The following is a 13,233-nucleotide window of genomic DNA, read 5'->3' as shown; positions in this document are numbered from 1 at the left end:
CATGACCACCATCGTCGCCGTCGTCAGCCTGCTGTTCTTCGTGGCGGCGGGCGTGCACATCGCCTTGGCGCTGGGCGTCATCGCGGTCGGCCTGCTGACCTTCAATTTCAACATCCCGGTCGTGCTGGTCGCGCAGATGGCCTGGGATTCCGTGGACAAATACGCGCTGGTCTGCATCCCGTTCTTCATCTTCGCCGGCAACCTGATGTCGCGCGGCAACCTCGCGCTGGTCATCCTGGAGCTGGTCGGGACGATCATCCGCTACTTCCGCGGCGGCATCGCCCTGGCGCTGGCCATGTCCAGCGTGTTCTTCGCGGCGGTCAACGGCTCGTCGGTGGCCTGCGCCGTGGCGCTCGGCCCGGCAGCGGTGAAGCTGATGCCGAAGGAGGGCTATCCGCCCCGCTTCGCCGCCTCGCTGGTGGCGGTCTGCGGCACGCTGGGCCTGATGATCCCGCCGTCGCTGACCTTCATCCTGATCGGTTCCATCGTCGGGCTGCCGATCACCGACCTGTTCATCGCCGGCATCGTGCCCGGCCTGTTCGAGGCGTTCCTGCTCGGCCTCACCACGCTGATCGTCAGCCGGCTCAAGGGCTACGGCCATGTCGGCGAGCGTCCGGACTGGAAGGGCTTCGGCCAGCGCCTGCCGGGTGCGGCCGGGGCGCTGATGATGCCGGTGCTCATCATCGGCACGATCTACATGGGCTGGTTCACCCCGACCGAGGTGTCGGCGCTGGCCGCCATCTACGCGGTCGTCCTGGTGACGGTGGTCTACCGCACGGCCAACCTCGTCGCGGTGTGGGAGACGGCGCGGGAGTCGGTGCTCCAGACCGTGATGATCTACGGCGTGCTGCTCGGCTCCGGCCTGCTGACCGCGGTGCTGACCCGCCTCGGCCTGTCCGCCGAGCTGACCGCGATGCTCAAGGAGGCGCAGGTCTCCCCCTTCGAGTTCCTGCTGGCCGTCAACCTGCTGCTGCTGGTCATCGGCATGTTCCTGGACGGCGTGTCGATGATCGTGCTGCTGGCGCCGATCCTGTTCCCGATGGCGCAGGCGGTGGGGGTGAATCCGATCCACTTCGCCGTCATCATGACCGCACTGGTCGAGGTGGCGACCCTGACCCCGCCGGTCGGCCTGAACCTGTTCGTGATGAGCCGCATCACCAAGATGCCGCTCCATTCCATCGTGAAGGGGGTGCTGCCCTTCTACGGAATGCGGGTTGTCGCGCTGGTCGCCATCAACGCCTTCCCGGCCCTGTCGCTGGTTCTGCTCACCTAAGCCGTCCCTCGCGGAACATCCTCGTACGCCGGTTGCATCGGCGCCCCGGCTCGTCCATCTTCCGGCATCATGAGGGATGCGATGTCGGAAGAAGCGGACAGCCTGAAGGACAACAGCGGTGCGGCGGAGCGGGCGGAAACCCCGCTCTACCAGGAGATCGTCCGCACCCTGCTGGAGGAGATCGACGCCGGCGCCTATGCCGTCGGCGACCGCCTGCCGACCGAGCAGGAGCTGTGCAGCCGCTTCGCCGTCAGCCGCCACACGGTGCGCGAGGCGCTGCGCCGGCTTCAGGAGATGGGCTACATCCTGCGCCGCCAAGGATCGGGTTCGGTCCTGGCGGCGCGCCGCGCCGACGGGCGCTTCGTCAACTCCATCAGTTCCTTGGACGAGCTGGTGCAGTACGCCACCTCGACCCGGCTGGAAATCCTCTCCGTCGACCGCATCATCGTGGAGGAGGATCTGGCCGGCCGGCTGGGCTGCCGTCCCGAGACGCAGTGGTTCCGCATCAGCGCGCTGCGCCGCACCCGCGAGACGTCGGAACCCTTCTCCTACGTCGAGGTCTACATCGACGCCGCCTTCTCCGACGTGGTGCGCAACCTGGAGGTGGTGCAGTACGCCATCTACACGGTTCTGGAGCAGCGCTACGGTGTGCGCATCGCCGAGGTGATGCAGGACATCGAGGCGGCTCCGGCCAGCCTCAACGTCGCCTCGCGCCTGCATGTCCCGCCGCAGTCGCCGATCCTCGTCATCACCCGGCGCTATTTCACCGACGACGGCCGTCTGGTGGAGATCGCCGTCAACACCCATCCGGGCGCCGGTTTCCGCTACACCATGTCGTTGCAGCGGCGCTGAGAGGCGGCAGCCATCACGGCCGGCAGAACGGCGTTCCTCGCGGGTCGAGGCCCTCGCGCAGCCCTTCGGCCAGCAGGTTGACGGCGAGCGCGATGGCGGCGACGGTGACCGTCGTCGCGGCGATCAGGTGGGGGGCGTCGCGCAGGTCGGCCAGCCCGTCGCGGATCAGCGTGCCCAGCGACACCGCCGGTTCCTGGATGCCCAGACCGAGACCGCTCAGCGTCGCCTCCGCCACCATGACCGGGCCGATGGACAGGGCGGCGCGGATGGCGACCGGCCCGGCGACCGCCGGCAACAAATGGCGGCGGACCGTGTGCAGCGGTCCCGCGCCGAGGGCGGCGGAGGCCCTCACATGCTCGGCGGTCCGGTTGGACAGGGCCAGCGCCCGGCACCAGCGAACCTGCGAAGGCCACGCCGCCAGGGCGAGTGTCAGCACCATGGCCTCGGTGCCCGGACCCAGCAGCGCGGCGGCGACGATGGCGAGGGACAGTTCGGGAAAGCCGTGCAGCAGGTCGGCCAGCCGAAGCACCGCCGCGTCCGTGCGCCCGCCGATCCAGCCGGCCACCCCGCCCGACGCGACGCCCAGCCCCACCGCCAGAGCGAGCGCCAGCCCGGCGATGGCGAAGGAGGTCCCCGTTCCGGCGATCAGCCGGGCGGCGACGTCGCGGCCCAGCCCGTCGCAGCCCAGCGGGTGGGCGGCGGACGGACCAGCCCAGGCCTGCCCGAGATCCATGGCGGACGGATCGAGCGGCAGCAGAAGGGCGGCCAGGGCCAGCGGCACCGCCAGCGCCGCCGCGAGCAGCAGCCCGGCCCGTCCGGTGAGGGAGCGCGCGACGATCACGGCGACTCCGCATCGTCGCGCAGCCGCGGGTCGGCGAGGCCGATCAGCAACTCGGCGGTCAGGCTGATGGAAACTTGCATCAGGACGAAGACCAGAACGGCCGCCCCGGCGACCGTGTGGTCGCGGGCCAGCACCGCCTGGACGGTCAGCCGCCCGATCCCCGGCAGGGCGAAGACGGTCTCCACCGCCGCCGTGGTTGTGAGGATCGTTCCGGCCACCGATCCGACCGCCGCCGCCAGCGGCACCAGGGCGTTCGGCAGGGCGTGGCGCAGGAGAACGGCGATCCGGCCCAGCCCCTTGGCCCTTGCGGTGCGGATGAAGTCGCGTCCCAGAACCTCCAACACCTGGATCCGCGTCAGGCGGGCGATCATCGCCGCCGCCGGCAGGGCCAGCGCTGCCACGGCCCAGGGCGCCGTACCGGACCCCGCCAGCATCAGCCACGTCGCCAGCGCCAGCGGCGGCACGGACAAGGCCAACACCGACCCGATGGTGAGGGCCGTGCCCGGCCATGCCCGCCGCACATCGGCGGCGGCGAGGCCCAGCGCGAGGCCGAGGGGCAGGGCAAGCGCCGCCGCACCCGCCATCAGCCCCAGCGTCACCGGCAGGGCGTCGCCCAGCAGCGCCGTCACCGGAACGCCGCCGTAGCGCAGCGATTGGCCGAGGTCGCCGCGCAGCAGGGCCAGGGCGTAGGACAGGAATTGGATCGCCAGCGGCTGGTCCAGCCCGGCGTCTTCCCTCAGGCTCCGGATCATCTCCGGGTCGGCGGCCCGCCCGTCGACCATCAGCATGACCGGATCGCCGGGAAGCGCATGGGAGGCCAGAAAGCTGGCCAGCACGGCGGCCCCGGCCAGAAGCAGCAGCCCCGGCAGGCGCCGGGCCAATCGCCGGGCCAATCGCCAGGACATAAGGCGGCGGCCGAGCCGGCGTCCGGTCATGGCAGCCGGGCGGAGTGGTAGTCCGTCGTGCCGTCGGGCCGGATGACCACCCCGGTCACGCCCGGCCGCACGAGAGCCACGAACTGCGGCGCCGGCAGGGGCACCGCCACGGCCTGTTCCCGGAGCAGGGTTTCGGCGTCCCGGTAGAGTGCGTTGCGGGCGTCGGGGTCGGCGAGGCCGCGCGCCCGCTCCATGAGCCGATCGAAATCCGGGTTGTGCCAGTGGATGCGGTTGGTCGGGCTGGCGCTGTGCCATTGGGTGGCGAGCTGGTCCATGGGATCGGGGAAATCCGCCGTCCAGCCGTTGATGAACAGCGCCTCTTGCCCCTCGTTGATCGCCGCCACGAAAGCCGCCCGTTCCAGGATGCGCACGCCGACCGGAACCCCCAGCACTGCCGTGAGCTGGGCGGCGAAATAGGTGGCCTCTTCGCGCACGTTGGGGCCGCCGGCGATCTGGAGCGGCGGCAGGCCGCGTCCGCCGGGATGGCCGGCCTCCGCCAGCAGCGCCTTGGCCCGCTTCGGATCGGTCGGGGGCAGCGGCACCGCATCGGGCCGGTAGCCGCCCAGGCCGGGGGTGACGAAGCCGTTCGTCAGCAGCGCCCGCCCGGCATGGAGGCCATTGACCGTGGCGACGCGGTCCAGCGCGAGGCCGACCGCCTCACGCACGCGCCGGTCGCGGAAGGGCGGATACAAATCCTGGTTCAGGGCGAGATAGCGCACCTGCGCGCGGGCAAAGGCCGCGATCTGCCCGTCGTAGCGCGGCTGGCGGACCACCGTGCGCACGGCGTTGTCGGGAAGCGGCGCGATGTCGAGCTCTCCGGCGTCGTAGCGCGCCAGCAGCGTGTTGGTGTCGGACAGCACCGCCAGGGACACCGCGTCCACGGCGGGAGCGCCGCCCCAGTAACCGGCATGGGCCTCCAGACGCACGGATTCGCCGCGCCGCCAGGACACGAGGCGGAACGGCCCGGTGCCGCCGGACGTCCGCTCGTGCCACGCCGGTCCGAACTCGGCTTCCATCCCGCGGTCGACGAACAGGAACGGGTAGAGCGGGAACAGCGCGTCGGGTTCGGTCAGCCGCACAACGAGCGTGCGGGGATCGGGAATCTCGACGCCGGCCAGCGACGCGGCGGTCCCCCGCTGCAGCGCCGCGGCCCCCTCGATGCCGCGCAGGTAGAAAGCGCTGTAGCCGGGCTGGGGCTTGCGCGTCAGATGGTGTTCCCAGGTCCACAGGACGTCGGCGGCGGTGAATGGGCGTCCCGAATGGAAACGCACGTCCGGGCGCAGGGTGAAGCGCCAGGTCCGCCCCCCGTCCGGCGTTTCCCAGCGGGTGGCCAGCGCCGGAACGGCGTTGCCGGCGGCGTCGATCGCGGTGAAGCCCTCATAGACCTGCCGCAGAACCCCCGAAGAAACCAAGCCGGGAAAGACGAACGGGTCGATGGTCGTCAGATCGTCGGACAGACTGGCCCGCAAGGTTCCCGCCGTTGCCGGAAACGCGGCGCCCAAGGCGCCGGCCGCGATGGCCAGAACGGTCAGGAGCAGACGGAGGGCGGCGGGCAGGGGCATGATGCGGGACGTTGCAGGGCGGTGGCCGGGGGGTGGGAAAACCAGGCGCCCCTGCCTCCTTCACGGCCTCCGGCCAGAGCGGAGCCGGAACCGCCCGGACGTCCGCCATATGTATGCACAAGAGTGCTTCCATATCCAGGTATTCGCGCCGTCGGCGATGCGTCAGGCACCATACCCGGATTCGATCAGGCGCGCGACCCGAAATGCCAGCAGATCGTCGTCACCTGCCGGACGATCCCCGCTTGGTTGCGCAGCCCCGTCTTGCCCAGGATGGACGAAACCTGATTGTAGACCGTGCGCCGCTCCACCCCGCGGTCCTCGGCGATCTCGTCGACGCTCCGTCCGGAGCACAGGGCCAGCGCGATCTCGGCTTCCGATCCGGTGATCTGGAGAAGCTCGGCGACGGCGCGCGCCGACACGGCGGGCAGCACGTCCGGATCGACGAGGGTCAGGAGCAGGATGCCGTTCATCGGGCCGCCGCTTCCGACGCTCTGGGCCGGCGGTTCCGTCAGGGTGGCGAAATAAGGCGATGGCTGGTCCAGGCGCGACACGCGCAGTGTGATCGGCGTGCGGGTGCGGCGGCGGAAGAAGCCGGCGGCCCGCTTGGTCAGTTCCGCCTGTTCGGTCGGGGCATCGGGGATGCACAGCCGGCCACCGACCATGGACAGCCCATCCCCCCGCGACAGAATGGAGGCGAAGGACTGGTTGCCGTCGATGACTTGGCAGCGTGTCGTCAGCAACGCCGCCGGGTAGGGCAGGGCGTCGAGAAGCCGGACGACGAAGGAGGGTTGGGCCGGTTGCGGCAGGGCCCCGCCATCGTTGAGGGAAATCAGGCTGTCGAAGCCGCTCCGGAAATTCTCCAGGACGTTGCTGGTGACGTCGCGCCGGATCTGGTACCACCAGCCGTCCGTGTCATCCAACCGCTCGTAGGTGATCTGGATGACCCGCCCGTCGGAGTGAAGTGTGAAGGACTGCCAGAACCGGTTGAACCGGCGAAGGTTCTCGGCGTAGCCGATCCACCGGTCCGGGTCGGAATAAATGGTGTCCGAGCTGAACTTCTTGTGCCTTACGCATTCCCACACGATGTCGCGGAACGTGACCGAGCGCGAATAGTCGATGAAGGGATAGATTGTCTTCTGCTTGTCGTTGGTCGCCAGAAGCGTGTCGCTTTTGTCGAAGATGGCAAGCCCGGCGTTCATGTCCCTGGCGCGGCCGGAAAGATCGTGGACCAGATCAGACATGAATCCCTCCTTCCTCTCGCTGCCGGGGTGACGGACACCCCCCTGAACGGGGCCTGGACCGCCGCTCAGAGGGGCATCCACGAAACGCGCTGCCATTCGAGCGAATTTAGCAGCAAACGCACCGTATCATGCAACGATCAATACGATCGTATGACGCTCAGGCCGCCTCGACCGTGAGGAAGCAGCCGGCGAGTTCCTCCGTCGGCAACTCCACGCCGAGCGTCGCCCGGAAAGCGTCCTGGGTGTTGGCGACGGCCTTCTGCCACGCGGCGGCGTCGGGAGCGTCCGGGTGATGATGGACCCGGGCGCCGACCAGCCGCATCATGTCCGCCTCGTAGCGGTCCATGAACAGGATGTGCTCGTGCCACGCCGCGTCGGCCGCCTTGGTCGGAACCAGGATCAGGTTCGGCTTCGCCGCCACCACGACGAGGAACTGGCGGTAGGCCTCGACCGACGCGGTGGCCTGATCCGGCGTGTATCCGGCCATCTCGAGCCGCTTGTTGATGAAGGAGAGGTCGAGGTTCGCCGGCTGCACGGACGAGACGCGTTCGCTGTTGTCGTTCATTCTCGATGATCCTTTCAAAAGGGAATGAGGTTCACTTCGGTCCCCAAGTGCCTCCGCCCGATGACGCCGACCTGTGCCCTGCGGCAGAATGGTGGCCGCCGGCATGCCCGGGCCGGTTCAAGCGAGAGGGGGCCTGATTGGCGGTGTCCCGCCGGCCGGCGCCTGTGCATGGCCCGGTCGGCATGGTCCGGCTGCCGCCGGGGACAAACCGCCAAGGCTGCGTTCATGCGCGTGGCGCGCCCCGTTAGCTCTCGCAACAGGCCCGCCATGCGCCCCTCCTGCATACCCGGGTGTATCATAGTATCGGTTGTGCAAGCGCTCAAGAGCATATCGCGGATTTGTATTGAATCCGAACCATCAATTCTCCGAGATGGCATACATACGCAGTCTGTTTCGTAAAAGTCATGGTCGGCTCGTGTGAAATATCTCACTTGATTGGATCGTTTCCATTGATATCCACGGAAGAGTTGGTATCTTCGGCAAAAGGTTGCAGTTCATCTCAGCGTCATGGGGTTGCGGATGCGGGACCGGCAGGCACGTCCTTTTTCTTCGCCATGGCTCAACGGACTGCTCGCAGAAGCTTTGCGGCGTCCGGCTCTTGATGGAGCCGAGGAAGCGCTGATCCTTGCGGAACTTTTCGCCACCGTTGCGCCACCGCCCGTCGATGCGGTCGCCCTGGCCGCACGGGCCAGCGGCTGGTTGCGCCAGGCGGTGGCGACGGCGCAGGAACAGCCTCCGCATCGGGTGGGCCGGGAGTTGCGGAGCTTCGCCGATTACATGGTGGAGGCGGTGCGGCTGATGCAGCGGCACGGCCATTTCCAGGACCGCAACGATCGGCAGCGGGTGAAGGCACTTTTTAAGAGGGCGGGCGCGCGCGCGACTCTGCCGGACCGCGGCGCCGCCGCGGAGCGCTTGCTGTTCGCCGCCGAAAGCCCGGACGCCGGGCGGTCGGATGCAATCGCCGAAGCGCTTGGCGCCGAAGCGCTCGCACCGTCGGGCGGCCTGGATGCCGCGACCACGGTGCTGCTCGGGCTGGCGGCCCTGCCGGTGGAGAAGCGCCGGACGCGTCTGCACGGCATGGGCATGGCCCTGCGGTCGTCGGTGCCGCCGGGGGGCTGGAACGGATAAGCGTCGCGCGGCGCAGCGGTTTGCGGGTGGTCACCGGCTCAAGGTAGCAAAATCGCCGACTGCCATTGCTGCAGGAACCGCTCCCGCTTCAGCCGGTCGAGGAACACCAGCAGGGCCGGGCTGAGGGCAATGGGGTGCAGCGGCGCCGCCGTGCTGGAGCGCAGGCCCGACGCCGATGCCTCCCGCTTGATGCCGGAGGAGATGGCGTAGAGGGCGGAGCGGTCGGCCACCACCTCCTGCCCGCGCGGCGACAGAAGATAGTCGATGAACCGGCCGGCGAGCTGCGGCCGGGGCGCCGTCCGGGGGATCACCGCCACACGGGAGATGACCAGCGTGTAGTCCTCCGGCACCACGATGCCGATGGGCGCCCCCGCCGCCGCCCGCGCCCGTGCGTAGGAACCGAGGACGTTGTAGGCGATCAGCACCTCCCCCCGCTCCACCATGTCGAGAATGTCGCCGGAGCAGCAGGCCAGCCGCGCCTGGGCGTTGCCCATCATCGCGACGAGCTGCCAGTACTGGCCGAACAGCAGGGCGTCGTGGGCGGCCAGCAGATAGCCGATGCCGCTGGTGGCGGTGTCGTAGGTGGCGACGCGCCGGCCGAAGCGCGCCGGGTCGTCGCGCAGCAGCCGGATCAGCGCCGGGCGCGTGCGCGGCACCTGGGCGTCCGGCAGAAGATCGCGGTTGTAGGCGATCACCGCCGGCTCGAAGGTGAAGCCGAACGCCTCGTCCCGCCAGTTCGCCCAATCCGGCAGCGCGTCCGTCAGGGCGGAGCGGTGGGGCTGGGTATGGCCGTCGTTGACCAGCTTCACCTGCAGGTCGGAGGCGGAGCTGATGAGCAGGTCGGGCGTTTCCGCCGACCCCTTGGCTGGCGCCCCCTTGGCCGGCACGGCCACCGCCTCGGCGTAGAGGTCGGCGGTGTCCATGTCCTTGTACTCGACGGTGACGTCGGGGTGGAGCTGCTGGAAATCGAGGACCAGCGGCTCGATGGCCTGCCGGTCGGTGGCCGAATGGATGCGCAGCCGCTCCCGCTCGCCGCCGGGGGCGGGGTAGGTGAACAGCTGCGCCGCCTGCGCCCAGGGCGCCCAGAGCAGGGCGACGAGGACCAGCAGGGGCAGCAGGGCCCGCGCGGCCCCTCCTCCCGACGGGGCGGCGCCGCCCGCCTCCGGGAAGTCAATGCGCGCGACCAGCCCGCCGCCGGGGCGGTCGAGCAGGGACAAATCCGCTCCGTGCGCCTCCACCACCGAGGTGACGATGGCGAGGCCCAGGCCGCTGCCCGCCACCCCCGCGGCGGAGCTGCCGCGCCCGAAGCGCTCCAGCACGCGGCGCTTCTCGGCGTCCGGCACGCCGGGGCCGCGGTCGGCGATCTCCACGCGCAGGCCCCGCCCGTTTGGCCGGGGGGTCAGCGTCAGGTCGATGGGGCCGGACGGGCCGGCGTACTTCACCGCGTTGTCGAGCAGGTTGGTCAGCGCCTCGCGCAGGCTGATGGCGTCGCCGGGAACGGTGGCCGGCTCCGCCGCGCGGTCGATGTCCAGGCGGATCGCCGTGTCGCCGGCCACCGCGCGGGCGCGCTGGAACACCTGCTCCAGCAAGGCGCCGAGATCGACGTCCTCCGGCTTCAGCGCCTCGCTGCGGTGGATCACCATGGCGTGGTTGAGGAGCTGGCTGGTGAGCTGGCTGGCCTCCACCGCGTTGCGGTGCACGCGCTGGGCGATGCGGTGCAGGGCGTCGGGATCGTCCTCGTCGATGGCGAGTTCGGCCTGCAGGCGCAGGCTGGCCAGCGGCGTGCGGATCTGGTGGGCGGCGTCGGCCAGGAAGGTCTGCATGGTGTCGAGGTTGGCCTTGAGCCGCGCCATGAGCTGGTTGATCGCCTGGACGAGCTGGGAGACCTCCTGCGGCGGCGGCATGGCGATGGGGGAGAAGTCGTGGGGCTGCCGTTCGCGGATCATCCGCTCCAGCGAGCCCAGCGGGGCCAGCGCTTGCCGCACCCCAAACCAGATCAGCCCACCCGCCGCGACGACGGTGAAGGCGATGGGCAGGAAGGCGTTCGCCAGGATGTCGCGGGCCAGCGCCCCGCGCTCCTCCCGTGTCTGGGCGACGGCGATGGTGACCCAGCCGCCGAGCTCCGGCTGTGCCGCGAACCGCTTCAGGACGGCGACCCGCACCGGCATGCCGCGGAAGGTGGCGTTCTCGAACCGGGTGGCGGAATCGCTGCCGGCCGCGCCGGCGACCCCGGCCTTGGCGGGCGTCACCGGCAGGTCGTGGTAGCCGGTGACCAGCTCGCCATCCGGGGCGGTGATCCGGTAGAACACGCGGTCGCGCCGCGCCTGGGCCAGGATGCCCAGCGAGGAGTAGGGCAGGTCGACGGAAAAGCGCCCGTCCTCCACCCGCACCGTGTCGGAGATCGACAGGGCCGACGCCATCAGCAGCCGGTCGAAGGCGGCGTCGGCGGCGCGCTGGGCGTAGGCGCTGACGAACAGGAACAGGCCGGCGGTCAGAACGGCCAGCACGCCGAGCAGCCGGATGAACAGCCGCCGCCGCAGCGAGAATCCTTCAGCCTTCGGCACACACTTCCGCCACATACCCCAGCCCCCGAACCGTCCGGATCTCCACCGACGCGCCCTCCAGCTTGCGCCGGAGGCGGGAGACATACAACTCGATGGCGTTCAGCGCGGTGGGCTGGTCGAGGCTGAACAGCCGGTCCATAAGGTCCTCCTTGGACAGGACGGTGTTCAGGTTGCTGAGGAACAGCTCCAGAAGCCGGAACTCGCGGCCACCCAGATCGACGGGGCGGGCGTCGATCAGCACCTTCTTGGCCGCGGCGTCGAAGACCAGATTGCCGAACTGCGTCCGCGAGGAGGCGAGCCCGTGCGAGCGGCGCAGCAGGGCGCGGCAGCGGGCCTCCAGCTCCCGCAGGTCGAAGGGCTTGACGATGAAGTCGTCGGCGCCGAGGTCGAGCAGGTCGACCCGCACATTGACCTGGGAGCGGGCGGTCATCACCAGCACCGGCGTGGCGTCGCGGCGCTGGCGCAGGCGGTTCAGCAGAGTCTGCCCGTCCACCCCCGGCAGCATGATGTCGAGCAGGACGAGCTGGTACGCTTCCTGGCGCAACAGCTCCTCCGCCTCGTCGCCGGTCGGCGCCCAGTCGACGGCGTAGCCCAGCTTGCGCAGCCGGTGGACGATGGCATCGGCCAGATCCTCGGTGTCCTCGACGACGAGTATGCGCATGGTCCGTCTCCCGGTGCCGGGGCACCGTAATGCACAAATCAGTGCGCCATGAAGATGGGAATGGCGGGCGGCTCGCGCAGCACGTCGAGCGTGACGCCGCCCCACACCCGTTCGCGCACGCGGCTGTGGCCGTAGGCGCCCATCACCAGCAGGTCGCAGCCGGCCTCCGCCGCTGTCTCCTGCAAGGCCCGCCCGACCGCGCGACCCGACGCCGTGACCTTGCGGATGGTCGCCGCGACGCCGTGCAGGGCGAGGTAGGCGGACAGGCGGTCGGGGTCGGCGGTGCGTCCGGGATCGGCGACCTCCGCCGACAGGATGACCGCCTTGCCGGCGCGTTGCAGCAGGGGCAATGCCGCCGCGACCGCCCGCGAGGCCGCAGCCCCGCCGTCCCAGGCCACGGCGACCGCGGAGCCCACCGAGGCCGGTTCGGCCGCCGGGGCCAGCAGCAGCGGACGGCCCGAGCCGAACAGGGTGGCCTCGATGGCCGGACCCATGGCGTTGGTCCTGTCGGAGGTCTGGGCGATCACCACCAGATCGGCGAGCCGCGCCTCCTCCGCCAGGGTCTCGGCCAGCGGGCCGGTCGCCTGCTGCCAGGAGGCGGACAGGCCGTCCGCGCCCTCGCCGCCGCCGGTCAGGCTGTCCGCCTCCGCGGCGCCGAAGTGGTTGCGGAATTCCTCGAACAGGCCGTGGGCGGAGTCGATCACCCGCGCCTGATCCTCCTGCCCGATGCGGATGAGCTGCTCGACCAGCGCCTTGGGGATCGCGGCGCTTTCCACGGAGGTGCGGATTTCGACCTGCGGCATGACGCTCAACCCCTCCACATGGGCGCGGAAGCGGGTGGCGAGCAGGAAGGCTGTGGCGATGGCGCGGCGGTCTAGCGGCCGTCCGGTCAGGGGAACGAGTACCTTCTTGATCATCGGAAGCGCTCCGTCACGATAGCCGGGAGGTGTGCATGAGGACTTCGTTGCTGCCGCGCCAGATCATGTCGAGCGCCACATAGGTGATGATGACGAGACCGACCCAGCCGACCCAGCGATGCTTGTGCAGGACATGCGCGATCATGTTGGCCGCCGCCCCCATCAGGATGACGGACAGCAGCAGGCCGATGACCAGGATCGTCGGGTGGTCCTTGGCCGCACCGGCCACCGCCAGCACGTTGTCGAGAGACATCGACACGTCCGCCACCACGATCTGCCAGATCGCCGCGCCCACCGTGACGCCGCCGACCGCGGCACCGGCGGCGGCGCTTCCGGACACGCCCACCGGCGTGTCGGGGGCGTCCATCGCCTCGTCGGGCGCCACCTCGTCCATCCCGTGGGAGCGCAGCTCGCGGAACATCTTCCAGCAGACCCACAGCAGCAGGATGCCGCCGGCCAGGGTCAGGCCGATGATGGCGAGAAGCTGCGTGGTGATCAGTGCGAAGAAGATGCGCAGGACGATGGCCGCCCCGATGCCCCAGACGATCACCTTGCGGCGTTGCGCCAGCGGCACCGCGGCGGCGGCCATGCCGACGACGATGGCGTTGTCGCCGGCCAGAACGAGGTCGATGGCGATGACCTGTCCCAAGGCGGCGAGCTGGGACCAGAGATCGACGCTTTCCATGGAGAAGTC

At 70.1% G+C, this 13,233-nt stretch carries 12 protein-coding genes; 3 read left to right on the top strand and 9 right to left on the bottom strand.

Features of this window, described 5'->3' with window-relative positions:
• The first annotated feature begins 1 nt into the window (after nucleotide 1).
• Entirely contained in the window at nucleotides 2-1,273 is a 1,272-nt protein-coding gene (locus tag DS837_RS26540; protein ID WP_149167478.1) for a TRAP transporter large permease, read from the top strand.
• A gap of 81 nt (nucleotides 1,274-1,354) precedes the next feature.
• The gene (locus tag DS837_RS26535; protein WP_149167477.1) at nucleotides 1,355-2,125 is read left to right on the top strand and encodes a GntR family transcriptional regulator; all 771 of its coding nucleotides are present in this window, start codon (nucleotides 1,355-1,357) and stop codon (nucleotides 2,123-2,125) included.
• 13 nt (nucleotides 2,126-2,138) lie between these two features.
• Here DS837_RS26535 and DS837_RS26530 read toward each other — a convergent pair whose 3' ends face one another.
• From DS837_RS26530 to DS837_RS26510, 5 genes are all read right to left on the bottom strand, one after another.
• On the bottom strand, nucleotides 2,139-2,966 hold the full coding sequence (locus tag DS837_RS26530) for an ABC transporter permease (RefSeq protein ID WP_149167476.1): 828 nt from the start codon (nucleotides 2,964-2,966) through the stop codon (nucleotides 2,139-2,141).
• Nucleotides 2,963-3,901, bottom strand: a complete 939-nt coding sequence (locus tag DS837_RS26525) for an ABC transporter permease (protein WP_149167475.1) — start codon at nucleotides 3,899-3,901, stop codon at nucleotides 2,963-2,965. Before DS837_RS26525 ends, DS837_RS26530 begins: the two co-directional genes overlap by 4 nt.
• On the bottom strand, nucleotides 3,898-5,463 hold the full coding sequence (locus tag DS837_RS26520) for an ABC transporter substrate-binding protein (RefSeq protein ID WP_149167474.1): 1,566 nt from the start codon (nucleotides 5,461-5,463) through the stop codon (nucleotides 3,898-3,900). Before DS837_RS26520 ends, DS837_RS26525 begins: the two co-directional genes overlap by 4 nt.
• A 185-nt stretch (nucleotides 5,464-5,648) precedes the next feature.
• Complete coding sequence (locus DS837_RS26515; protein WP_149167473.1) at nucleotides 5,649-6,704, bottom strand: helix-turn-helix transcriptional regulator; 1,056 nt, start codon at nucleotides 6,702-6,704, stop codon at nucleotides 5,649-5,651.
• Between the two features lie 157 nt (nucleotides 6,705-6,861).
• Complete coding sequence (locus tag DS837_RS26510; RefSeq protein ID WP_149167472.1) at nucleotides 6,862-7,269, bottom strand: glycine-rich domain-containing protein; 408 nt, start codon at nucleotides 7,267-7,269, stop codon at nucleotides 6,862-6,864.
• A gap of 519 nt (nucleotides 7,270-7,788) precedes the next feature.
• Between DS837_RS26510 and DS837_RS26500 the strand changes: the two genes are divergently transcribed.
• Nucleotides 7,789-8,397 carry a hypothetical protein gene (locus tag DS837_RS26500; protein ID WP_149167470.1) on the top strand — a complete coding sequence of 203 codons (609 nt, stop codon included), beginning with the start codon at nucleotides 7,789-7,791 and terminating at the stop codon, nucleotides 8,395-8,397.
• A gap of 38 nt (nucleotides 8,398-8,435) precedes the next feature.
• Here DS837_RS26500 and DS837_RS26495 read toward each other — a convergent pair whose 3' ends face one another.
• The 4 genes from DS837_RS26495 to DS837_RS26480 are packed head-to-tail and all read right to left on the bottom strand — an operon-like array spanning nucleotide 8,436 to nucleotide 13,224.
• Nucleotides 8,436-10,961, bottom strand: a complete 2,526-nt coding sequence (locus tag DS837_RS26495; RefSeq protein ID WP_149167469.1) for a sensor histidine kinase — start codon at nucleotides 10,959-10,961, stop codon at nucleotides 8,436-8,438.
• Nucleotides 10,948-11,622 carry a response regulator transcription factor gene (locus tag DS837_RS26490; protein ID WP_035682711.1) on the bottom strand — a complete coding sequence of 225 codons (675 nt, stop codon included), beginning with the start codon at nucleotides 11,620-11,622 and terminating at the stop codon, nucleotides 10,948-10,950. The genes DS837_RS26495 and DS837_RS26490 overlap by 14 nt, the downstream gene beginning before the upstream one ends.
• Before the next feature lie 38 nt (nucleotides 11,623-11,660).
• On the bottom strand, nucleotides 11,661-12,539 hold the full coding sequence (locus DS837_RS26485; protein ID WP_149167468.1) for a universal stress protein: 879 nt from the start codon (nucleotides 12,537-12,539) through the stop codon (nucleotides 11,661-11,663).
• Nucleotides 12,540-12,552: 13 nt separating this feature from the next.
• Nucleotides 12,553-13,224: a TerC family protein gene (locus DS837_RS26480; RefSeq protein WP_149167467.1), complete on the bottom strand. Its 672-nt coding sequence runs from the start codon at nucleotides 13,222-13,224 to the stop codon at nucleotides 12,553-12,555.
• Nucleotides 13,225-13,233 lie beyond the last annotated feature (9 nt).

Origin of the sequence: Azospirillum brasilense, from assembly GCF_008365405.1 — a bacterium.
GTDB lineage: Bacteria > Pseudomonadota > Alphaproteobacteria > Azospirillales > Azospirillaceae > Azospirillum > Azospirillum brasilense_D.
The sequence above is the reverse complement of the archived record's forward strand: the minus strand, read 5'-3'. Positions and strand labels throughout refer to the sequence as shown.

What these genes read in the sequence shown, in the direction of transcription:
- DS837_RS26515 (WP_149167473.1), bottom strand. Translation starts at nt 6,704, where the DNA reads ATGTCTGATCTGGTCCACGATCTTTCCGGCCGCGCCAGGGACATGAAC.
- DS837_RS26520 (WP_149167474.1), bottom strand. Translation starts at nt 5,463, where the DNA reads ATGCCCCTGCCCGCCGCCCTCCGTCTGCTCCTGACCGTTCTGGCCATC.
- DS837_RS26480 (WP_149167467.1), bottom strand. Translation starts at nt 13,224, where the DNA reads ATGGAAAGCGTCGATCTCTGGTCCCAGCTCGCCGCCTTGGGACAGGTC.
- DS837_RS26535 (WP_149167477.1), top strand. Translation starts at nt 1,355, where the DNA reads ATGTCGGAAGAAGCGGACAGCCTGAAGGACAACAGCGGTGCGGCGGAG.
- DS837_RS26500 (WP_149167470.1), top strand. Translation starts at nt 7,789, where the DNA reads ATGCGGGACCGGCAGGCACGTCCTTTTTCTTCGCCATGGCTCAACGGA.
- DS837_RS26510 (WP_149167472.1), bottom strand. Translation starts at nt 7,269, where the DNA reads ATGAACGACAACAGCGAACGCGTCTCGTCCGTGCAGCCGGCGAACCTC.
- DS837_RS26490 (WP_035682711.1), bottom strand. Translation starts at nt 11,622, where the DNA reads ATGCGCATACTCGTCGTCGAGGACACCGAGGATCTGGCCGATGCCATC.
- DS837_RS26540 (WP_149167478.1), top strand. Translation starts at nt 2, where the DNA reads ATGACCACCATCGTCGCCGTCGTCAGCCTGCTGTTCTTCGTGGCGGCG.
- DS837_RS26485 (WP_149167468.1), bottom strand. Translation starts at nt 12,539, where the DNA reads ATGATCAAGAAGGTACTCGTTCCCCTGACCGGACGGCCGCTAGACCGC.
- DS837_RS26525 (WP_149167475.1), bottom strand. Translation starts at nt 3,901, where the DNA reads ATGACCGGACGCCGGCTCGGCCGCCGCCTTATGTCCTGGCGATTGGCC.